The organism is Kitasatospora dryopteridis, assembly GCF_050749075.1.
Lineage (GTDB): Bacteria > Actinomycetota > Actinomycetes > Streptomycetales > Streptomycetaceae > Kitasatospora.
Genome location: NZ_CP192749.1, coordinates 4,307,221 through 4,327,716, shown reverse-complemented (window position 1 = coordinate 4,327,716; position 20,496 = coordinate 4,307,221). Strand labels below are relative to the sequence as shown.

The 20,496-nt window shown below is 74.7% G+C and carries 21 protein-coding genes and 1 tRNA gene; 8 read left to right on the top strand and 14 right to left on the bottom strand.

What is annotated here, in order from left to right:
• The first annotated feature begins 65 nt into the window (after positions 1–65).
• Entirely contained in the window at positions 66–1,031 is a 966-nt protein-coding gene (locus ACQ614_RS19735; RefSeq protein WP_431679842.1) for a helix-turn-helix transcriptional regulator, read from the top strand.
• A gap of 10 nt (positions 1,032–1,041) precedes the next feature.
• Here ACQ614_RS19735 and ACQ614_RS19730 read toward each other — a convergent pair whose 3' ends face one another.
• The 4 genes from ACQ614_RS19730 to ACQ614_RS19715 form a co-directional block, all read right to left on the bottom strand.
• On the bottom strand, positions 1,042–2,754 hold the full coding sequence (locus ACQ614_RS19730; RefSeq protein ID WP_431683967.1) for a pyruvate dehydrogenase: 1,713 nt from the start codon (positions 2,752–2,754) through the stop codon (positions 1,042–1,044).
• 123 nt (positions 2,755–2,877) lie between these two features.
• Positions 2,878–5,274, bottom strand: coding sequence for a glycoside hydrolase family 65 protein (locus ACQ614_RS19725; protein WP_431679841.1), 2,397 nt, complete (start codon positions 5,272–5,274; stop codon positions 2,878–2,880).
• Positions 5,271–6,035: an HAD family hydrolase gene (locus ACQ614_RS19720; RefSeq protein ID WP_431679840.1), complete on the bottom strand. Its 765-nt coding sequence runs from the start codon at positions 6,033–6,035 to the stop codon at positions 5,271–5,273. Before ACQ614_RS19720 ends, ACQ614_RS19725 begins: the two co-directional genes overlap by 4 nt.
• An 89-nt stretch (positions 6,036–6,124) precedes the next feature.
• A complete protein-coding gene (locus tag ACQ614_RS19715) occupies positions 6,125–6,910 on the bottom strand; it encodes a VOC family protein (protein WP_431679839.1) in 786 nt (261 codons plus the stop codon).
• 337 nt (positions 6,911–7,247) lie between these two features.
• Here ACQ614_RS19715 and ACQ614_RS19710 point away from each other — a divergent pair, with 337 nt between their 5' ends.
• Both ACQ614_RS19710 and ACQ614_RS19705 read left to right on the top strand, forming a co-directional pair.
• Entirely contained in the window at positions 7,248–7,868 is a 621-nt protein-coding gene (locus tag ACQ614_RS19710; RefSeq protein ID WP_431679838.1) for a hypothetical protein, read from the top strand.
• A 124-nt stretch (positions 7,869–7,992) separates the two neighbouring features.
• On the top strand, positions 7,993–8,544 hold the full coding sequence (locus tag ACQ614_RS19705) for a flavoprotein (RefSeq protein WP_431679837.1): 552 nt from the start codon (positions 7,993–7,995) through the stop codon (positions 8,542–8,544).
• A gap of 68 nt (positions 8,545–8,612) precedes the next feature.
• On the opposite strand, the gene ACQ614_RS19700 is transcribed toward ACQ614_RS19705, so the two are convergent.
• Positions 8,613–8,688, bottom strand: a tRNA-Lys gene (locus ACQ614_RS19700).
• Positions 8,689–8,819: 131 nt separating this feature from the next.
• A complete protein-coding gene (locus ACQ614_RS19695; protein WP_431679836.1) occupies positions 8,820–9,494 on the bottom strand; it encodes a DNA polymerase beta superfamily protein in 675 nt (224 codons plus the stop codon).
• A 136-nt stretch (positions 9,495–9,630) separates the two neighbouring features.
• Between ACQ614_RS19695 and ACQ614_RS19690 the strand changes: the two genes are divergently transcribed.
• Entirely contained in the window at positions 9,631–10,839 is a 1,209-nt protein-coding gene (locus tag ACQ614_RS19690) for a DNA glycosylase AlkZ-like family protein (RefSeq protein ID WP_431679835.1), read from the top strand.
• Between the two features lie 33 nt (positions 10,840–10,872).
• On the opposite strand, the gene ACQ614_RS19685 is transcribed toward ACQ614_RS19690, so the two are convergent.
• On the bottom strand, positions 10,873–11,442 hold the full coding sequence (locus ACQ614_RS19685; RefSeq protein ID WP_431679834.1) for a transglutaminase-like domain-containing protein: 570 nt from the start codon (positions 11,440–11,442) through the stop codon (positions 10,873–10,875).
• Between the two features lie 68 nt (positions 11,443–11,510).
• On the opposite strand from ACQ614_RS19685, the gene ACQ614_RS19680 reads away from it, so the two are divergent.
• Both ACQ614_RS19680 and ACQ614_RS19675 read left to right on the top strand, forming a co-directional pair.
• The gene (locus ACQ614_RS19680) at positions 11,511–12,260 is read left to right on the top strand and encodes an SDR family oxidoreductase (protein ID WP_363492766.1); all 750 of its coding nucleotides are present in this window, start codon (positions 11,511–11,513) and stop codon (positions 12,258–12,260) included.
• Positions 12,261–12,327: 67 nt separating this feature from the next.
• Positions 12,328–13,143: a tyrosine-protein phosphatase gene (locus ACQ614_RS19675; RefSeq protein WP_431679833.1), complete on the top strand. Its 816-nt coding sequence runs from the start codon at positions 12,328–12,330 to the stop codon at positions 13,141–13,143.
• Positions 13,144–13,170: 27 nt separating this feature from the next.
• Here ACQ614_RS19675 and ACQ614_RS19670 read toward each other — a convergent pair whose 3' ends face one another.
• Complete coding sequence (locus tag ACQ614_RS19670; RefSeq protein ID WP_431679832.1) at positions 13,171–14,307, bottom strand: low temperature requirement protein A; 1,137 nt, start codon at positions 14,305–14,307, stop codon at positions 13,171–13,173.
• Between the two features lie 168 nt (positions 14,308–14,475).
• On the opposite strand from ACQ614_RS19670, the gene ACQ614_RS19665 reads away from it, so the two are divergent.
• Positions 14,476–14,778, top strand: a complete 303-nt coding sequence (locus ACQ614_RS19665; protein ID WP_431679831.1) for a hypothetical protein — start codon at positions 14,476–14,478, stop codon at positions 14,776–14,778.
• A gap of 28 nt (positions 14,779–14,806) precedes the next feature.
• Here the strand turns inward: ACQ614_RS19665 and ACQ614_RS19660 are convergent, their stop codons facing one another.
• The 6 genes from ACQ614_RS19660 to ACQ614_RS19635 all read right to left on the bottom strand — a co-directional run bounded on the left by ACQ614_RS19660 (position 14,807) and on the right by ACQ614_RS19635 (position 19,982).
• Positions 14,807–15,616 (bottom strand): TIGR02452 family protein, encoded by an 810-nt coding sequence (locus tag ACQ614_RS19660; protein ID WP_431679830.1) that lies wholly within the window; start codon positions 15,614–15,616, stop codon positions 14,807–14,809.
• Between the two features lie 142 nt (positions 15,617–15,758).
• Positions 15,759–17,999, bottom strand: a complete 2,241-nt coding sequence (locus tag ACQ614_RS19655; RefSeq protein ID WP_431679829.1) for a DEAD/DEAH box helicase — start codon at positions 17,997–17,999, stop codon at positions 15,759–15,761.
• Positions 18,000–18,196: 197 nt separating this feature from the next.
• Entirely contained in the window at positions 18,197–18,715 is a 519-nt protein-coding gene (locus ACQ614_RS19650; RefSeq protein WP_431679828.1) for a hypothetical protein, read from the bottom strand.
• Positions 18,716–18,821: 106 nt separating this feature from the next.
• Positions 18,822–19,196: a fluoride efflux transporter CrcB gene (gene crcB, locus ACQ614_RS19645; RefSeq protein WP_431679827.1), complete on the bottom strand. Its 375-nt coding sequence runs from the start codon at positions 19,194–19,196 to the stop codon at positions 18,822–18,824.
• Positions 19,193–19,543: a DUF190 domain-containing protein gene (locus ACQ614_RS19640; protein WP_431679826.1), complete on the bottom strand. Its 351-nt coding sequence runs from the start codon at positions 19,541–19,543 to the stop codon at positions 19,193–19,195. Before ACQ614_RS19640 ends, crcB begins: the two co-directional genes overlap by 4 nt.
• A 34-nt stretch (positions 19,544–19,577) precedes the next feature.
• The gene (locus ACQ614_RS19635) at positions 19,578–19,982 is read right to left on the bottom strand and encodes a fluoride efflux transporter FluC (protein ID WP_431683966.1); all 405 of its coding nucleotides are present in this window, start codon (positions 19,980–19,982) and stop codon (positions 19,578–19,580) included.
• 136 nt (positions 19,983–20,118) lie between these two features.
• Here ACQ614_RS19635 and ACQ614_RS19630 point away from each other — a divergent pair, with 136 nt between their 5' ends.
• The gene (locus ACQ614_RS19630) at positions 20,119–20,460 is read left to right on the top strand and encodes a metallopeptidase family protein (RefSeq protein ID WP_363492823.1); all 342 of its coding nucleotides are present in this window, start codon (positions 20,119–20,121) and stop codon (positions 20,458–20,460) included.
• Positions 20,461–20,496 lie beyond the last annotated feature (36 nt).

Genomic DNA, 20,496 nt, shown 5'->3' with positions numbered 1-20,496 from the left:
TACGCCTTCGACGGTAGGAGGTGATTAGGCCGGATTCCGTCCGCTACTCGCGCGAGACTGGAGCCATGACCGACACACCCGGCCGGCTGCTGGCCCTGCTCTCGCTCCTGCAGACCCCGCGCGAGTGGCCCGGCGGCGAACTCGCCGACCGCCTGCAGGTCAGCCCGCGCACCGTCCGCCGGGACATCGAGCGGCTGCGCGACCTCGGCTACCCCGTGGAGGCCACCCGCGGGCCGATCGGCGGCTACCGCCTGGTCGCGGGCACCGCCATGCCCCCGCTGCTGCTCGACGACGAGGAGGCGGTGGCCATCGCGGTCGGCCTGCGGACGGCCGCCGGGCACGCCGTGGACGGCATCGAGGAGGCCTCCGTACGGGCGCTGGCCAAGCTCGTCCAGGTGCTGCCCTCCCGGCTGCGGCACCGGGTCTCCGCGCTCGACACCGCCACCGTCCCGATGCTGCCCGGGGACGGCCCGCGGATCGACCCCGAGGAACTCGCCCTGCTCGCCTCGGCCGTGGCCGCCCGGGAGAAGGTCCGCTTCGACTACTGCGCCCGTGACGGCGCCGCCACCCGCCGACTGGTCGAGCCGCACCGGCTGGTCTCCGTCGGCCGCCGCTGGTACCTGGTGGCCTTCGACACCGACCGGGACGACTGGCGGCTGTTCCGGGTCGACCGCATCGCCGCCCCGCAGCGGACCGGCCTGCGCAGCACCCCGCGCGAGCTCCCCGCCGAGAACGCCGCCGCCTACGTCGCCGCCAAACTCGCCGGCCCGGCCCGCACCCACCGCGCAGTCGCCACCCTGCACCTCCCGCGGGCCGAGGCCGCCCGCCGCCTCGGCCCCGCGGCCGGCACCGTGGAGGAGATCGACGAGGACCGCTGCCGCCTGCACAGCCGCGCCGACTCCCTGGAGTGGCTGGCCGTCCGACTCGTCACCCTCGGCTGCGACTTCGAGGTCCACGAGCCCCCCGAGCTCGCCGACCACCTCCGCACCCTCGCCGCCCGCGCGGCCCGCGCAGCGGGTCCGGCGGACTGAAGGAGGACCGCTACGGCCGCGGGATGTTCCGCAGGTTCGACCGGGCCAGGTCGATCATCTTGCCGACGCCGCCGGAGAGGACGGTGCGGCCGGCGGCCAGGGCGAAGCCCTTGAGCTGGGCGGCGGTGATGCGGGGCGGGATGGAGAGGGCGTTGGGGTCGGTGACGACGTCGACGAGGGCGGGGCCGGGGCGTTCCAGGGCCTCGGCCAGGACGTCGCGGACCCTGGCCGGGTCGGTGACGCGTTTGGCGGGGATGCCGGACGCGCGGGCGATGGCCGCGTAGTCCACGTCGCCGTTGTCGATCTCCCACTCGGGGTAGCCGCTGACCAGCATCTCCAGCTTGATCATGCCGAGGGCGCCGTTGTTGAAGACGACGGTCTTCACCGGCAGCCGGTGCTTGGCGACGGTGAGCAGTTCGCCGAGCATCATGCCGAGCCCGCCGTCGCCGGACATCGAGATCACCTGCCGCCCGGGGAAGGCGAGCTGGGCGCCGATGGCGTGCGGCAGGGCGTTCGCCATGGAGCCGTGCAGGAAGGAGCCGATGACCCGGCGGCGGCCGTTGGGGGTGAGGTAGCGGGCCGCCCAGACGTTGCACATCCCGGTGTCGACGGTGAACACCGCGTCGTCGGCGGCGACTTCGTCGAGCACCGAGGCCACGTACTCGGGGTGGATCGGCGTGTGCTTCTCGATGTCCCTGGTGTACGCGCCGACGACCGTCTCCAGGGCCCGGGCGTGCCGGGCCAGCATCTCGTCCAGGAAGCTGCGGTCGGTGCGCTGGGAGAGCAGCGGCAGCACGGCCCGCAGGGTGGCGGAGACGTCGCCGTGGACGGCGAGTTCGAGCGGCACACGGCGGCCGAGCCGGGTGGCGTCGTGGTCGACCTGGATCACCCGCCGGGTCGGCAGGAAGGAGTCGTACGGGAAGTCGGTGCCCAGCAGCAGCACCAACTCGGCCTCGTGCAGTGCCTCGTGGCAGGCGCCGTAGCCGAGCAGGCCGCTCATCCCGACGTCGTACGGGTTGTCGAACTGCACGAACTCCTTGCCCCGCAGCGAGTGCCCGATCGGGGCCTGGAGGGTGCCGGCGAGCTTCATCACCTCCTCGTGCGCGTTGCGCACCCCGGCGCCGCAGAAGAGGGCGACGGTGGCGGCCGACTCCAGGGCCGAGGCGAGGGCCTGCACCTGGCCCCAGGGCGGTGCGGCGACGGCCTGCTCGGTGAGGAAGTGCCCGCTGCCGGTGGGCCCGGCGGCGGGCTGGGCGGCGACGTCGCCCGGGAAGGCCAGCACCGCGACGCCGCGCGCGCCGAGGGCGTGCTGGATCGCCACCCGCAGCAGCCGCGGCATCTGCGCCGGGGTGGAGACGGTCTCGCAGAAGCCGCTGCAGTCGGTGAACACCCGCTCGGGGTGGGTCTCCTGGAAGAAGCCGGTGCCGATCTGGCCGGACGGGATGTGCGAGGCGAGGGCGAGCACCGGCACGCCGCTGCGCTGGGCGTCGTAGAGGCCCTGGATCAGGTGGGTGTTGCCGGGGCCGCAGGAACCGGCGCAGACCGCGAGGCGGCCGGTCAGCTCGGCCTCGGCGGCGGCCGCGAAGGCGCCCGCCTCCTCGTTGCGGACGTGCACCCAGGAGATGCCCTCGGTGCGGCGGATCGCGTCGACGACCGGATTGAGACTGTCGCCGACCACGCCGTAGACCCGTTCCGCACCGGCCTGCCGGAGCACCTCGACCATCTGCTCGGCCACACTGCCCACGGGAGAACCGCCCTTCCGGCGCCGGTCACGGGTCGCCACCACCCTGCGACGGCGGCCCGCGGCGGGCACCCGGTCGGCGGCGAACGGGTGACCGCCCCGGCGTCACTCGGCGGGCAGGTGCTCGATCGGCTGGGTGTGCACGCCGGCCTGCGGGTGGCGGCGGGCCGGCTCGCGGCCGGGCGGCTGGGTGCACCGCTCCGGCGGCACCTCGTCGACCGTGGTGGGCCGGCGGACCGGCGCCCCCGACCCCACGGTCAGCACCTCGCCGTCGTGCTGGACGTCGATGCTCCGCCCGCGCTTCAGCGTGTAGGTGGTGGTGGCGTGGGTGATCTCGACCCGCAGCAGGCTGTCGCGCACCCGCAGGGCGAAGGAGAGCCGGCGCAGCCCGGAGGGCAGCCGCGGCCGGAAGGACAGCCGGCCGCCGCGGTCGCGCAGGCCGCCGAAGCCGGCCACCAGGGCGATGCAGGCCCCGGCGAGCGAGGCCATGTGCAGGCCGTCCCGGGTGTTGCCGCCGAGGTCGTGCAGGTCCATCAGTGCGGCCTCGGCGGTGTAGTCGTACGCGAGGTCGAGCTGTCCGACCTCGGCCGCGATGACCGCCTGGGTGCAGGCGGAGAGCGAGGAGTCCCGGACGGTGAGGCGCTCGTAGTAGGCGAAGTTGCGGGCCTTCTGCTCGTCGGTGAAGGCGTCCCCGCGGACCTGCATGGCGAGCACCAGGTCGGCCTGTTTGACGACCTGCTTCCGGTACAGGTCGAAGTACGGGTAGTGCAGCAGCAGCGGGTAGTTGTCGGCCGGGGTGTTCTCGAAGTCCCACAGCTGGTGGTCGGTGAACCCGTCGGCCTGCGGGTGCACCCCGAGGTTCTCGTCGTACGGGATGAACATGGCCGAGGCGGCGTCCCGCCAGGCGGCGGCCTCCTCGGTGTCCACGCCGAGCCCGGCGGCCTCCAGCGGGTGCCGGGTGGCGGCCTCGGCGGCGGCCCGCAGGTTGGTCTGCGCCATGAGGTTGGTGAAGACGTTGTTGTCGGCGACGGCGCTGTACTCGTCGGGGCCGGTGACGCCCTCGATGCGGAAGCGGCCGGCCGGGTCGTGGTGGCCGAGCGAGCGCCACATCCGGGCGGTCTCGACGAGCAGTTCCAGGCCCCAGGTGCGCTCGAACTCGGTGTCGCCGGTGGCGTGCACGTAGCGGACGACGGCGGCGGCGATGTCCGCGCCGATGTGGAAGGCGGCGGTGCCGGCCGGCCAGTAGCCGGAGCACTCCTCGCCGCGGATCGTCCGCCACGGGAACACCGCGCCGGCCAGGCCGAGCGTGGTGGCGCGCTCGCGGGCCAGCGGCAGTGTGGTGTGCCGCCAGCGCAGCGCCTGGTCGACGGCGGACGGCAGGCAGTAGGTGAGCACCGGCAGCACGAAGGTCTCGGTGTCCCAGAAGCTGTGCCCGTCGTAGCCGGGGCCGGTGAGGCCCTTGGCGGGGATGGCCCGCTCCTCGCTGCGGGCGCCGGCCTGCAGCACGTGGAACAGCGCGAAGCGGACGGCCTGCTGCAGTTCGACGTCGCCCTCGACCTCGATGTCGCTGCCGCCCCAGAACTCGGCGAGGAAGCCTTTCTGCTCGGCGACCAGCCCGTCCCACCCGGTGTAGCGGGCGGCGGTCAGCGCGGCCTCCACCTGGTCGCGCACCGCGGGCAGCGAGCGGGTCGCCGACCACCCGTACGCGACGAACTTGACCAGCCGCAGCCGCTCGCCGGCCTTCAGCACGGTGGTGACGCTGATCCTGCCCTGCTGCTCGGTGGCCTCGGCGGTGGCCTCGAAGCGGTCGGGCCCCTCGATGACGTGGTCCATGCCGGCGGCGACCCGCAGCCCGCTGTAGCGGGTGCGGTGGACCAGGACGGCCTTGGTGCCGACCGCCCCGTGCGCCTCGGCGACCAGCGGCGCCTCCAGCACGGCGGCGGCCCGGGGGTCGCGCTCGCCGTCGGGGAGCTGCTCGTTGGCGACCAGTTCGGACTGGAGCACGATCCGGACGGGGCCGTCGACGGCCTCGACGGTGTAGTCGAAGGCGGCGACGGCGCGCTGGGTGAGCGAGACCAGCCGGGCGGAGGAGACCTTGACGGTCCGTCCGGCGGGGGAGGTCCACTCGGCGGTGCGGTGCAGCACCCCGTCGCGGAAGTCCAGGCTGCGCTGGTGCTGGTGGAGGTCGCCGTAGCGCAGGTCGAAGGGCTCGTCGTCGACCAGCAGCCGGATGATCTTGCCGTTGGTGACGTTGATGACGCTCTGGCCGGACTCGGGGTAGCCGTAGCCGCTCTCCGCGTAGGGCAGCGGGCGGAGCTCGAAGACGCCGTTGAGGTAGGTGCCGGGCAGGCCGTGCGGCTCGCCCTCGTCGAGGTTGGCGCGCAGGCCGATGTGGCCGTTGGAGAGGGCGAACACCGACTCGGCGCGGGCCATGCCCGCGAGGTCCAGGCCGTGCTCGACGACGCCCCAGGGGTCGATGGCGAAGGTGTCCTGGCCGTTCACCGGGCCTCCCCGGTGCCGGGCCCGTCGGGCAGCAGGTCGGCGAGGTCGCGGACGACCAGGGAGGCGCCGTGCGCGCGCAGTTCCTCGGCCTGGCCGACCCGGTCGATGCCGACGACCGCGCCGAAGCCCCCGGCCCGCCCGGAGGCGACGCCGGCCAGCGCGTCCTCGAAGACGGCGGCGTGCTCGGGTGCGGTGCCGAGCGCCCGGGCGGCGGCCAGGTAGGTGTCGGGGGCGGGCTTGCCGGCGAGGCCGTCGCGCCTGGCGGTGACGCCGTCCACCACCACGTCGAACAGGTCGTCGATGCCGGCGGAGCGCAGCACGTCCCGGCAGTTGGCGCTGGAGGAGACCACGGCCCGCGGCAGGCCGAGGTCGCGCAGCCGGTGCAGGTAGGCCACGGAGCCCCGGTAGGGCTCGACGCCCTGCTCGCGGATCATCCGCAGCACGGTGTCGTTCTTGGCCCTGCTGAGCCCCTGCACGGTGCGGCTGCCGGGGGCGTCCTGCTCGCTGCCCTCGGGCAGGCTGATGCCGCGCGACTCCAGGAAGCCCCGGGTGCCGTCGAGGCGGGGTCTGCCGTCGACGTACTCGTCGTAGTCGGCGACCGAGTCGAAGGGCACGAAGGCGGTGCCGGTGCGGTCCGCCTCGGCACGCAGGAAGGTGTCGAACATGTCCTTCCAGGCGGCGGCGTGCACGGTGGCGGTCTGCGTCAGCACGCCGTCCAGGTCGAACAGGAAGGCGTGGATGTCGTCCGGAAGCCCCAGCATGGCTGCAAGTCTTGCCCGTGGGCGGTCCGATATGCCGCCCATTCGCGGACCGGCGTGTTGGCGCGTCGCGAACGGGCGGCCGTCGGGCCTCAGGCGGCCGGGGCCGCCGCGGTGATCACGGCGAAGGCGGCGCCCTGCGGGTCGGCGACCAGCGCGACCCGGCCGGCCGGGCCGTCCGAGGGCGGGGCGAGCACCGTGCCGCCGGCCTTCACCAGGGCGTCGACGGTGCTGTCGGTGTCGTCGACGGCGTACCAGACCCGCCAGTGCGAGGGGGTGCCGGGCGGGTCGTCCTGCAGCCCGACGACGCCCCCGACCGCGCGGCCGTCGACGTGGATGCCGCGGTAGTCGGGCATGCCGTCGATGGGTGCGACCTCGACGCCGAAGACGGCGGAGTAGAAGGCGGAGGCCGCCTCGGGGTCGCTGGTGTGCAGGTCGTTCCAGGTGAGGGCGCCGGGCTCGTTGACCACGCCCGCGCCGATGAACTCCAGCGGCTGCCAGACCCCGAAGACGGCCCCGGTCGGGTCGCTGGCGACCAGCATCCGGCCGACGTTCCCGACGTCCATGGCCGGCATCAGGGTGGTGCCGCCGGCGGCGTTGATCGCGGCGAGGGCGGCGTCGGCGTTGTCGGTGGCCAGGTAGGTCGTCCAGACGGTGGGCGGCAGCGGCTCGCCCTCGGGGGCCATCAGCGGGGCGATGCCGGCGACCGGGCGGCCGTTCAGCGCGCAGATCGCGTAACCGCCGAACTCGGCCGGGCCGACCTCGCCCTGCCAGCCGAACAGGTCCCGGTAGAAGTCGAGGGCGGCCTGCTGGTCCTTGGCCATCAGATCGACCCAGCACGGGGTGCCGGACCGGTAGCGGGTGGTTACCTCGGGCATTCGGTGCCTCCCAGGGCCGGGGTGCCACCCCGTGCCGTACGGGGCATTCCCCGCACCACCCTTCCCGGTGCCGGCGGAGGCCGCCACCGGAGCGGCCGGGACGGCACCGGAGAAGTGCCCGGAAAGGGGTGTGTGCACGGCCCTCCGCGACCGCGTCCGCACCGCACGGGGACGAACCACCGCACCTTCATGAGGCGGTGTCAGATCGGGAACCGGTTCCAGTCCGGTGGAGTCAGTGCTTGACGGTATGTTCGCTCCGCGGCCGGGTGCCGCAGCAGGAGCACCGCCCTCGGCCACCGACAGCCGGTGCAGGGCGTCCACCACGAGCAGGAGAACCATGAAGACCGTATTCCGGAAGGCGCGTATCGCCACTTCCGCCGTCGTCGCCGCGGCCGCCCTCGGCCTGCTGACCGCCCCCGCCGCCCAGGCGGCCCCGACCGCTGTGACCAACCCCGACTTCGAGGCCGGCGCCACTGGGTGGAACACGTTCTCGACGCCGTTCGGCGCCCAGGTGATCAACAACTCGGCCGGTCGGCCGGCCCGCTCGGGCAGCTGGAAGGCCGAGCTCGGCGGGCACGGCTACACCGGTATGGACCGGATATCGCAGCAGGTCACGATCCCGGCCCTCCGGGTGCCGGTGCTCACCTTCTGGATGCGGCTCGACTCGCCGACCCCGGCCACCTTCGGCTACCACGAGCTCACCGTCGAGGCCACCGCGCAGGACGGCACGCCGTACACCCTCGTCACCCGCACCAACAAGGACTCGAGCAGCGAGTACCAGAAGGTCACGGTGACCCTGCCGAGCGCCTTCTACGCCTCGGAGGAGAAGACCGCCACCATCTCCTTCCTCACCGTCGACGACGCCGCGAACCGGATGCCGTTCCTGATCGACGACGTTTCGATGGCCTACCAGCTGAAGGTCTACAAGCCCTGGCTCCCGCCGCTGTTCAAGCTCTGACGCACCGTCGTCCCGGCCCGCCGCCACGGGTCGGGTCGACGCACCGCCGGCGGGGGACGATCCCCTGTGCGCGGGCACCGCGCCGGCGCCGAACCGACCCGCCACGGAGCCCAGGGAGCCCAGGTTGACCGAGCAGCACCGGCCCTTCCTCTACGTCGTCGTCTGCGCCGCGGGCATCGCCTCCGACGTCGGCACGCTGATCACCGCCGCCCTCGACGAGGGCTGGGGCGTCGGCGTCGTCGCCACTCCCCACGCGCTCGGCTTCATCGACCGCGAGGCCGTGGAGGCACGGACCGGCCACCCCGTCCGCTCCGCCTGGCGCACCCCCGGCAGCCCGCAGCCGCTGCCCTGGGCCGACGCGATCGCCGTCGCCCCCGCCACCTTCAACACCGTCAACAAGTGGGCCGCGGGCATCTCCGACACCCTCGCCCTCGGCATCCTCTGCGAGGCGTACGGGCTGGGCACCCCCACCGCGGTACAGCCGTACGTCAACGCGGCGCAGGCCGCCCACCCCGCGTACGGGGCGAGCCTGGAGCGCCTGCGGGCGATGGGCGTGCTGTTCGGCGACGCCGTCCCGCACCGGGCCCGCACCGACGAGGGCCGCGCCGCCTACCGCTGGACGGCCGTCCTCGACCTGCTGCGGCCGGTGCTGACCGCCGCCCGCGGCGGCGCCTGAGACCGGCGGGCCGCGGGCCGGAACGCCGAAGTCCGGCACCGGGAGCCGGTGCCGGACTTCGGGACAACTGGTGGGCCGCCAGGGGCTCGAACCCTGAACCTACGGATTAAAAGTCCGCAGCTCTGCCAATTGAGCTAGCGGCCCGTCGGCGTGCGTCCGCACTGGTACAGCGCTCGCCGGGGCCGATCCTACCCGGTGATCCCCGGGGGGCCGCCAGGGGATTGTGCGCCGCGCCGCGGCTCGAACCGACGCCCGAACCCGCGCCCGGACGGCGGTCAGGCCGCCGACTCCAGGTGGGCGGCCCGCACCCGGCGCAGCCAGGCCTCCGCCGGGGCCTCGTCCGGCGCCTCCGGCAGCACGCCGGGCCGGTCGAAGCGGGCCTCCGCGGCGGCGAGCAGGCCGGCCGCGTCCTCGGGCCGCTCGGCGTACTGCTCGCCGAGGGCGCGGACCCGCTCCGGGTCGGCCAGCCGCACCACGATCTCGCCGCTCTCGTGCAGGGCCAGGCCCTGTTCGACCAGCCGGACGAGGTGCCTGGCGTGCTTGGCGGCCCGGGCGCGGGCCACCGGGTCGGCAGCATCCCGGGTCGTCAGTTTCCTGAACTGCTGGGTGGCGTAGCCGAGATAGGACCGGCGGACGGCGTGGCCGCTGAGGAAGGAGCGGCGTATGCCGATCAGTTCGTCGCCCAACGGGGTGCGCACCTCGTACAGGTCCTCGGGCAGCCAGACGAGTTCGGAGGCGGTGGGGTTGCCGCCGAGGGCGAGCCGGCACCACTTGGCGGCCTCGTGCAGGGTGCGGTCGGGCGCGGTGGTGACGTGCGACTCGGCGGGCCGGTGCAGGCCGTGGAAGTCGACCGTGGGCGCGGCGAACAGGCCGAGCCGGTCGACGTCGGAGCCCGGGTGGGCGAGGCCGTAGGCGGTGGAGCCGACGATGCCGGAGAGCAGGACGTGCACGGGCGGTCTCCGTCCGTCGGGAGTGGTCTCGGGAGTGGTCAGGGCCGCAGTCTGCCGCGCGGCCCGCCCGGCACGCGAGCGAATTGTGCTCACGTCGCTCCGCCCGGCAGCCGCGACACCCGCCGATACTGGGCGCATGGCGAGTGGGCTGACGAACAGCGCGATCCCGACGGCGAAGCTCCGGGCCTGGTGGGCGCACCGGCAGTGGCTGGAGGGCGGCCCGGGCGGGGCCCACGCGGGCGCCTCCGCCGCCGAGGTGCTCGCGGCGGCCGGCTGGGCCCGCTCGGTGGGCGGCGCGGCGCCGTACCTGGGCCTGTTCGCCCGGGCCGGGCTGCACCGGGAGGAGGTGGACGCCGCGGTCGCCGCGCTGGAGGTGCACGAGCTGCCGTCCGCCCGCGGCTGCACCTACGTCCTGCCGGCGGAGGACTTCGCGCTCGGCCTGGCCGCCGGCGCGGGCGCCCCGGAGGGCGACATCGCCTCGGCGGTGAAGCACCTGGGCGTCACCCGGGACGAGATCGAGAAGCTCTGCCTCACCATCGGCCAGTTACTGTCACCCGACGACCCGTTGGAGCCCGCGGCGATCCGCGAGGCGGCCGGCGGCGCCGTCCGCTCACTGGGGGAGGCGGGCCGCAAGCGCGGGACGTCGACGACGCTGCCGCTGGCCCTGGGGCTGCTGCAGGCCCGCGGCCAGGCCCGCCGGGTGCCGGTCAACGGCCGCCTGGACCAGCAGCGTTACGGCTACGTCCGGTGGGACCAGCCGGTGCGGGGCTCGGCCGCCGAACTCGCCGAGCGCTACCTGGCCTGGGCGGCACCGGCGGCCGTCCGGCACCTGCGGTGGTTCACCGGTTTCACCGCGGCGACCGCCAAGGCCGCGCTGGCCCCGCTCGACCTGGTCACCCTGCCCGGCACCGACCTCCTGCTGCCCGCCGGCCTGGTGGACGAGTTCGAGGCCTTCGTCCCGCCCGAGGAGCCCTCGTACGCGCTGCTCGCCGGGATCGACGGCCTCCACCTGCTCCACCGCGACCTGCCGCGGCTGCTGGAGCCGGAGGACGCCGGACGGACCCTCCCGGCCGGACGGGCCGGGCGCAGCTTCGGCACCGAGGCGGACCCGCAGACGCACATCGTGGCCGACCGCGGCCGGATCGTCGGCGTCTGGGAGTACGACCCGGAACAGCGCGAGATCGTGCACCAGCTGTACGTGCCCGTGGACGCGGCGCTGCGCGAGGCGATCGACCGCACCGAGGCGTTCGTCCGGGACGAGCTCGGCGATGCGCGCGGTTTCAGCCTCGACTCCCCGAAGAGCCGGGCGCCGAAGATCGCCGCCCTGCGCGCCGCGGCCGGCTGAGCGCGGCCCCGGTCGCGGCCCCTCGCGGCCGGCTCAGAGTCCGACGGGGATGTGGTCGAAGGACGCCTTGCCCGGGACACCCCGTGCCAGGGCCGCCGCGAGGGCGGGCGGCACCGCGGCGTGCACCCCGGGGAGCACCGGGAACTCCGGGTAGGCGAGCCGCTCGTCCTCCGGCGCGGTCGCGAACCGGGCGTCCATCCCCGGCCGGTTGCCGCGCGGGTCGATCCGCACCCAGTCCGCCCACCCGGGCAGGCGGACGGCGGCGAGCCCGTGCAGCACGTTCAGCGGCTGGTAGCACAGGCCGGCCGGGATGCCCTCGGCGCGCAGCAGGGCGACCAGCAGGTGGGCCTTGCCGTGGCAGACGGCGTCGCCCGCGGCGAGCACGTCGGAGGCCCGGACGGCGGCGCTCCAGCGGTCGACGTCGGCCGAGTGCGGGAGCTCGTCGCGGACGTGCTCGTACAGGGCGCGGGCCGTCTCCTCCGCGGTCGCCCCGCGCAGGCTGCGGGCGAGGGCGCGGACCGCCGGGTGGCCGTGGTCGATCACCTCGTCGGCGGCGAGGAAGGCCGGGTCGTTCGGGTCGGCCGGGGCCGGGTGCGCGGTCATGGGCCCCATCGTGCCGTCCTGCGGCGGTCGCGTCCCGGAGTTCACGGTGATCGGCTACCGTCGGCTCCATGAGCGACGACGTCCTTGTGGTCACCGGCGGCGGGCGCGGGATCGGCGCCGCCACGGCACGCCTCGCGGCGGCCCGCGGATACCGGGTCTGCGTCAACTACCGCAGCGACCGGGCCTCTGCGGAGTCCGTGGTGGACGGCATCCGGGAGGCGGGCGGCACCGCGATCGCCGTCCGCGCGGACGTCAGCCGGGCGGCCGGCGCGAAGGAGCTGTTCGCGGCGGTCGACGAGCAACTCGGCACGCTCACCGCCCTGGTGAACAACGCGGGCACCCTGGAGCGGCAGTGCCGCCTCGACGAACTGGACGAGGACCGGCTGGCCCGGATCTGGGCGGCCAACATCACCGGCCCCTTCCTGTGCGCGGGCGAGGCGGTGCGCCGGATGTCCACCCGCTACGGCGGGCGCGGCGGGGCGATCGTCAACGTGTCCTCTGCGGCGTCCCGGCTCGGCTCGCCGAACGAGTACGTGGACTACGCGGCGTCCAAGGGCGCCCTGGACTCGATGACCCGCGGGCTGGCCCTGGAGGTCGCCGCCGAGGGCATCCGGGTCAATGCGGTGCGGCCCGGCCTGATCCACACCGGCATCCATGCGCTCGGCGGCGAGCCGGGCCGGGTCGACCGGGTCGCGCCGGGGCTGCCGATGGGCCGCGGCGGGGAGCCCGAGGAGGTCGCCGAGGGCATCCTCTTCCTGCTCTCGCCCGCCTCGTCCTACGCCACCGGGGCCTTCCTGGACCTCGCGGGCGGGCGGTGACACCCGCCCGGGGCGTGTTTCGCGATCCGCGCCGGGCGGGGCGGCCGCCGGGCCTACCGTTGGGCTCATGACCGAGAGCGAGTTCGACGCCGACACCGCCACCGACACCGACGCCGCCGTCACCGGCACGGCCACGGCCGTGACGACCGCCGCCGGGCACCCCGCCGACATCCCCGCCCGGATCGACTACCAGCGGTCCCGGCCGCACCGCGCCGTCCCGGACGTGCCGAACTTCCGGGACGCCGGGGTGGGCACCGTCCGCAGCGGGGTGCTGTTCCGCTCCGGCACCCTCAGCCTGCTCACCCCGCAGGGCGCGCAGGCGCTCAAGTCGCTCGGCGTCCGCGTGGTCGTCGACCTGCGGACCTCCACCGAGCGCAGCCGCTGGCCGGACGAGCGGCACGGCCTGGACTACGAGGACCACCACCTGCCGCTGCTGCCCGACCGGGCGGAGACCGGCGTCGAATGGCCCGCCGGGGCGCTGTCCGTCTACGTCTTCATGGCCGAGACCGGCGGGTACGCGATCGCCGGCGCGGTGCGGCGGCTGGCCGCGCCGGACGGGCTGCCGGCGATCGTGCACTGCGCGGTCGGCAAGGACCGCACCGGCCTGACCATCGCCGTGCTGCACCACCTCGCCGGGCTCTCCGAGGAGGAGATCGTGGCGGACTTCCTCCGCTCCAACGTCCACCTCGGTCTGGACAACGGCCCCGTCCCGTACATCGACGAGAACGGCGACGAGCAGCTCTCGCACCCCGTGGAGGCGGAGAACCTGCTCGCCGCGCTCGCCCGGATGCGCGAGATGCACGGCTCGGTCGACGGCTACCTGCTCGCCCACGGCGTCACCGAGGACGAACTCACCACCCTGCGCGCGCTGCTGAGTCACTGACAGGCCGCCGCCGGCCCGCCGTGGGCACTATCGGCCGCGGGCGGGTCGGCGGCGCTCCTCCCAGGCGAACGCGGCCGCCATCAGCACCGCGATCGCAGCGATCTGGACGAGCGCGGACACCCGGGTGCCGACCGGCACGGTGGCTGCGACCAGCCCCGCCGCCACCGCCCGGGGCAGCAGCGGCCGCAGGCCGAAGGTGTACCGGATGCCCGTGTTGGCGAGCAGGAACAGCGCCGGGCCGGCGGCCAGCACCGCGGCCTCGCCCGTCCCGAGGACCGCGGTGGGACGGGCGACGCCCGACTCGGCGCCCGCCGCGAAGAGGATCACGGCGAGCAGCAGCGCGTAGTGCCCGATGTTGTGGACCCGGATGGCGATCCGGTTGCGCCGGGCGTCGTCCAGCACCTCCATGTACCGCACGGCCCGCTCGTCGTCGTCGTGCCCGAAGTACGCCCACCAGAGGCCGAAGCAGACCGCGAGCGCGCAGACCGCCGCGCTCACCGGGGCCGGGGTGAGCTCCTCGTGGCCGGCCGCGCCGGCACCCAGGGCGACGACCGACTCGCCGAAGGCGACGATCACCACCAGCCCGTGCCGCTCGACGAAGTGGTCGGACCGCAGGTGGAACTGCGGCAGGTCGACCAGGTACGGGATGACGATCTGCACGGCCAGCGAGACCGTCCACAGCGCCAGTTGGGCCGAGCCCTCGAGGTAGCCGCCGACCACCACCAGCGCCGCGTTGACCAGGTTCAGCCCGCCCATCCGCAGCACCGGCCCGCGGGCGACCCCGGCCGCCGCGAACATCCCGGTGTGCACGGCGACCACCAGCAGGTACGCCCAGCCGAAGGCGGCGCCGCTGCCGTCGAAGGCGTGCGGGACGGCCAGCGAGACGACGAGGAACCCGACCATGCCCAGCAGCAGGAACGCCCGCCGGGGATGGGTGGACGGCGGCATCGCATTGGTGAGCCAGATGAACGCGTCGTACATCCACCAGATCACCGCCAGCATCACCAGGACCCGCACCAGCCCGCCCGGGGTGAGGTGGTGGGCCAGGCTGGCGGTCAACTGGGTGACGGTGAAGACGAAGACGAGGTCGAAGAACAGCTCCAGCGGGCCGACTCTCAGCTCGGCCTCGCCGCCTGCGGTGGTGCTCCCGGTGGCAGTGGTCACGGCCGCGAGTATGGATCAACTCGCCCGCCGGCGGGCGGCATTTCGGCGCCGTCGATCACCTTCGGGCCGCCGGGCGCGGCCGGCGGGCCGCCGCAGGGCCCAGCGGCGGGCGCCCGGCCGGGGCGGGTTATGGTCGGAAGGACACGTCCCGGACGGAGGAGAGCGGCGATGGCGGGTGTCCCGAGCACGGCGGTGGCGGCGGTCGGTCTGATCGGCGGCTACGGCACGGCACGGTGGAGCGGCCGCCGGGAGCTCGGCGGCGCGGTGCTGGCCGCGGCCGGGGCCACCGCGGCGGTGGGCTGGCAGCGGCAGGCCGGCACGGCCACCGCAGCGGCGCTGACCGGCCTGTACCTGGCGGCCTTCGGCGGCTCGCACCCGTTGGCCAAGAAGATCGGCGCCTGGCCGTCCGTCCTGGCGGTGACCGGTGTGGTCGCCGCCGCCTCGGCCCTGGCCACGCGCCGCTCCGCCTGACGCCGGCCCTTCGACTGCTGCAAGCGGCTCAGGCGGTCTTGAAGCGCTCCTCGAAGGCGGCGCGGTTCGCCGACACCGGGGAGCGGTCCCACACCGCGAAGACCACCCGGGAGAAGGCGGCGCCGTGCTCGTCCAGCGCGCCGGCGAACGCCTCGGCCACCACCGCCGGGTCGTTGCGGAACACCCCGCACCCCCAGGCCCCCAGCACCAGCTCGCGCACACCGTGCCGGGCCGCCACGGCGAGCACCCGCCCGGCCCGCTCCGCGAGCACCCCGGACACGTCCACCGGTCGCCCGGGCGAACGCAGCGCCAGCTGGCCCGCGTTGGGCGCCGGCGAGGTCAGGAAGGACAGCGTGTACGGCTCCGCGAGCAGCCCGCCGGGCCCGCGGACCACCGGGACGTGCGGCGACCAGATCACCCGGTGGCTGTAGCGCAGGTCGGCCGAGGCCCGGTGCGCCTCGTAGTAGTCGGGGGCCTCCAGCAGGCATTGGTAGAGCAGCGCGCTGCGGCAGAGGTCCTCCTCCTGGGCCTTGGCGCCGCGCAGGTAGCCGCCGCCCGGATTGCGCGCGGAGGCGAAGTTCAGCACGGCGACGTGCTCGCCGCCCTCCCGCACCAGCCGCTCGCCCGCCTGGATGCTGCCCTCGGCGGTGACCTCCATCTCCCCCGTGTACCGGCCCGCCCCGCGGCCCGGCGCCTCGTCCGGCCCGTACGAGACCGTGCCCGCCCGGGCCGCGGCCAGCAGCGGCCCGATCTCCACCTCCGCGCCCTCGCGCGTCCGGTAGCTCCCCCGCTCGGCGATCGCCTCGTTCTCGACCGCCACATGATGCATTCGACTCATGGCGGTGACGCTACGCGCGGCAGGGCCCGCCCGCCACCGATTATTCTCAATCGGAGAACAACGTGCCACGGAATCGGACCGGGAACGCGGACGGGCCCGCCCCACCGAAGTGGAGCGGGCCCGGCCTCACGCCGCAGGGGCGTCAGTTCTTCCAGCGCGGCTTGCGGTCGTCGCGGTTGAAGCCGCCGCGGTCGCGGTCACGGTCGCGGTCGTTGAAGGTACGGCCGCCGCGGTCGTCCCGGCCGAAGCCCTGCGGGCGGCCACCGGAGCGGTGGTCGTCGCGGCGGGCGAACGGACGGCTGCTGCTGCTGCCGCGGTCGCGGTCACCGAAGGACGGACGGTCGCCGAAGGAGCGGGCCGGACGGTCGCCGAAGGAACGGCCACCGCGGTCGTCGCGGTTGAAGCCACCGCGCTCACGGTCACGGTCACCGAAGGAACGGCCGCCCCGGTCGTCACGGTTGAACGAACGGCCGCCCCGGTCATCACGGTTGAAGCCACCGCGGTCGTCGCGGTTGAAGCCACCGCGCTCACGGTCACGGTCACCGAAGGAACGGCCGCCCCGGTCGTCACGGTTGAACGAACGGCCGCCCCGGTCATCACGGTTGAAGCCACCGCGGTCGTCGCGGTTGAAGCCGCCGCGCTCACGGTCACGGTCACGGTCACCGAAGGAACGGCCGCCCCGGTCGTCACGGTCACGGTCGCGGCCGAAGGACGGACGCTCCCGGTCCCGGTCACGGCCGAAGGACGGGCGGTCGCGGTCGCGGTCCCGGGTGTACGCCGGGCGCTCGCTGCGCGCCTCGCGGTAGGAGGCGGTGCGCTCGGGCTCGGCGGCCGCGACGGGCGCCTCGGCGGTCTCCGCCGCAGGGGCGGTCTCGGCCGCGGTCTCGGCGGCCTCCTCGGCCGGCTCGTCCTCGATGCCGAGGGCGGCCCGCTCGCGCGCGGCACGGGCGGCCAGGCGGTCGGCCTCCTCGCGCAGCTCGGTGGCGCGGCGCTGGGCGCGCTCCAGCTGGCGGGTCATGTCGGCGACCTCGCGCTCGGCGGCACCGGCGATACCGGCGGCCGACTCGGCCTGCACCTCGACGAGCGAGCGGGCGCCGGTGATCTTGGCCACCTCGGCGTCGAAGGCGTGGTCGAGGATGTGGCGGGAGGCCTCGACGCCGGCGTCCTCCATCAGGCGGAAGACGCCGCGGCGCTGGTGCGGCAGCACCAGGGTGACGACGGTGCCGGAGCGGCCGGCGCGGGCGGTGCGGCCCGAGCGGTGCAGGTAGTCCTTGTGGTCGCCGGCCGGGTCGACGTTCAGCACCAGGTCGATGCCGTCGACGTGGATGCCGCGGGCGGCGACGTCGGTGGCGACGACCACGTTGACGTAGCCGTCCTTGAAGTCGCCGAGGACGCGGGTGCGGGCGCCCTGGGTCATGCCGCCGTGCAGCGCGTCGGCCTTCACGCCGGCCTCGACGAGCTGCTCGGCGACGCGGTCGGCACCCATCTGGGTGCGGACGAAGATGATGGTGCGACCCTTGCGGGCGGCGATCGCGTTGGTGATCGGCGCCTTGTCCTTGGGCTTCACCACGAGGATGTGGTGGGTCATGGTGGTGACCGCGCCGGCGGACGGGTCGACCTCGTGGGTGACCGGGTTGTTCAGGTAGCGCTTCACCAGGGTGTCGATCTCGTTCTCCAGCGTGGCGGAGAACAGCAGGCGCTGGCCGCCGGCCGGCACCAGGTCGAGGATCTCGGTGACCTCGGGCAGGAAGCCCATGTCGGCCATCTGGTCGGCCTCGTCGAGGACGGCGATCTGCACGTCGTCCATCTTGGCGGAGCCGCGGTTGATCAGGTCGCGCAGGCGGCCCGGGGTGGCGACGAGGACGTCGACGCCGCGCTCCAGGGCGTAGATCTGGTTGGACATCGAGGTGCCGCCGCAGACCACCTTGAGCTTGAGGCCGAGCACCGAGCCGAACGGCTCCAGGGCGTCGGCGACCTGCATGGCCAGCTCGCGGGTCGGGACGAGGATCAGGCCGCGGGGGTGCTTGGCGCGGGTGCGCTCGCCGTCGGCGAGGCGGGTCAGCAGCGGCAGGCCGAAGCTGAGGGTCTTGCCGGAGCCGGTGCGGCCGCGGCCCAGCACGTCCTTGCCGGCCAGGGCGTCCGGGATGGTCGCGGCCTGGATCGGGAACGGCGTGGTGACACCGCGCTTGGCGAGGGCGCGGACGACCTCGTCCGGCAGGCCCAGGTCACCGAAGGTGATGGTGGGCTCGGCACTCGCGGTGTCGGTGTCGGTGTCCGCGTCGGCAGGCTCGACGGCGTCGAGCAGCTCGGTGGTGTCGGTGGTGTCGGCGGCGTCGAGACCGTTCGCGGGCATGGCGAAGCGGGCGTCGTCAACGAGAGACATGCAAAACCTTCCGGAAGTGGCACGCGCCAAAGTCCGGGGTTCTGTTTCACAACCGCCTCTATGCGGTCAGCCACGGATCGCCGGAACGCGCCAAGGGCGCCGGTTTGGGAATGGAGGCGCCAGTCAAATGGATCAAACGAACGATCTACCACCATAGAGGAGCCTGGGGATCGGAGGCAAACGCGCTGGCCAGCCGGTCAATGGTCGGGTGATCCACCGCCGGAGCCGGAGGAACCGGGGAGGCTGGGGAGCGGCCCCGGGTCGGACGGCGCGGACGTGGCGCTCCCGGACGGCTCCGGCGCGGACGTGGCGGAGGGCGCCGGGGCGGACGGCGAGGGGGGCGGGGCCGGGGTCTCCACGCTGCGGTTGGCCGGCACCGAGGCGGACGGCCCGGGCTCCGGCAGGACGGCCTCGGACTGCGCCGCGCCCGCGCTGCCGGCCGCCGCCCCGGAGGACGCCGCCCCCGTCCGCCCCGCGGCGGACGGCAGCGCCCCGCCGCGGGGCGCGTGCTTCCCGTCGGCCGGCCGCGCGCCGGGGGCGCCGGAGCCGCCCGCCGCATCACCCTGCCCGGCCTGCCGGTCGCTGGACTGCAGCTCGGCCGACCCGGCGCCGACCGCCATGCACCCGCTGAGCCCCAGCCCGGCGAGCGCCGCCATCACGGCACCCGCCACCGCGCGCCGGCGCCTCGCGCCGCCCGCCGACACTCCGGTCCTCACCCGAGCCACCACCCGAGCCACCTCTCGCCGCCCACCCGGGCCCACTGCCCTCCGGTGCCCAACGCGCGGGACACCCCGGCGGACACGGCCCCGCGCCTCTTCGGGCTCAGCCCCAGAACGCGTGCGCCAGCGCCGTCCCCGCGTACGCCGCGCCGAGCCCCGCCAGCACGCTCCCGGCGACGTTCGCGGCGGCCAGGAAGCGGGCACCGGCCTGCGCCAGCCGCAGCGTCTCGTACGAGAACGTCGAGTAGGTGGTGAGCGCCCCGCACAGCCCGGTGCCGAGCAGCAGCCGGAGGTCGGTGGAGGCCTCGCCGGCGGCTGCGGCACCGGTGAGCAGCCCGAGCACCAGGCAGCCGGCCACGTTCACGGTGAACGTGCCCCAGGGGAACACCGAGTCGTGCCGGGACTGCACGGCCCGGTCGGTCAGGTAGCGCAGCGGGGCGCCGACGGCCGCGCCGGCGATCACCAGCAGCCAGGTCACCGGCGGTCCTCCCCGTCGCCCGCACCCCGGACGACCTCGCACTCGTCGAGCAGCACCAGCCCGAGCCCGGGCAGGTCCTCCAGCTGCGGCAGGAAGGCCCTGATCCGCTCCGCCGCGTCCACCACGACCACGGCCACCGGCAGGTCCTCGCCGAGCGAGAGCAGCCGGGCGGTGTGGATCATCGAGGAGGCGCCGAAGCCCTCGATCCCGCGGAACACGCTCGCGCCGGCCAGGCCCGCGGCGTGCGCGCGGTGCACCACCTCGGTGTACAGCGGCCGCGAGCGGTGGCGGTGGTTCTCGCCGACCAGCACGGTCAGCCGCAGTGCGGTGCCCCTCAGCCTGGTCATGCCGTCCTCCCGACTGCCGGGCCGGGTGCCCGGCTCACACCGGCCGCCGGACGAACAGGCGCCTGGTCAGCGCGGCCGCGACCCAGACCGAGCCGAGCGCGGCCAGGACGGTCGCCGCGAGGTAGGCCAGCCCGCGGGCCGGTGCGCCGTGGTCGACCAGGCTCTGCACCTCGACGGTGGCCGTGGAGAAGGTGGTGAAGCCGCCCAGGACGCCCGTGCCGAAGAAGGGCCTGAGCAGCGGGTGCGGTGTGCCGAGCTCGGTGATCAGCACCATGAAGACGCCGATCACGCCGCAGCCCAGGGTGTTGACCAGCAGCGTCGTCCACGGGAAGGCGTCCGTCCCGGTCGGCCAGGCAAGCGCGGCCGCGTACCGCGCGGAGCCGCCGAGTGCGCCCCCCAGTGCCACCACGGCAATGGTCGGGCCCTGCCCGCGCAGCACCGGCGGACGGCCGCCGGCGGACTCCCGCGGCGGCGCCGCGACTCCGTCTGCCGGGTCCGAGCGCACACTCAAGTGAATCACCCCCGCCGATCACCTGGCACACCGTCACCGCACACCCGACAATGAGGCGGTGGAGATGACCCGGGACGAGTTCGAGACGCTGGTCGCCGACGCCCTCGACCAGATCCCCCCGAAGCTCGCGGCGATGATGGACAACGTCGCGATCTTCGTCGAGGACGAGCCGGACCCGTCCGCCCCCGACCTGCTCGGACTCTACGAGGGCACCCCGCTCACCGAGCGCGGCGAGTGGTACGCCGGGGTGCTGCCCGACCGGATCATCATCTACATGGGTCCCACGCTGCGGTACTGCGAGTCGTACGAGCAGATCGTCGACGAGGTGCGGACCACGGTGATCCACGAGGTCGCCCACCACTTCGGCTTCGACGACCACGAGCTGCACGAGCTGGGCTGGTCCTGACCGCCCGCCGCCCGGGTCCGGACCGGCCCGGGAGCG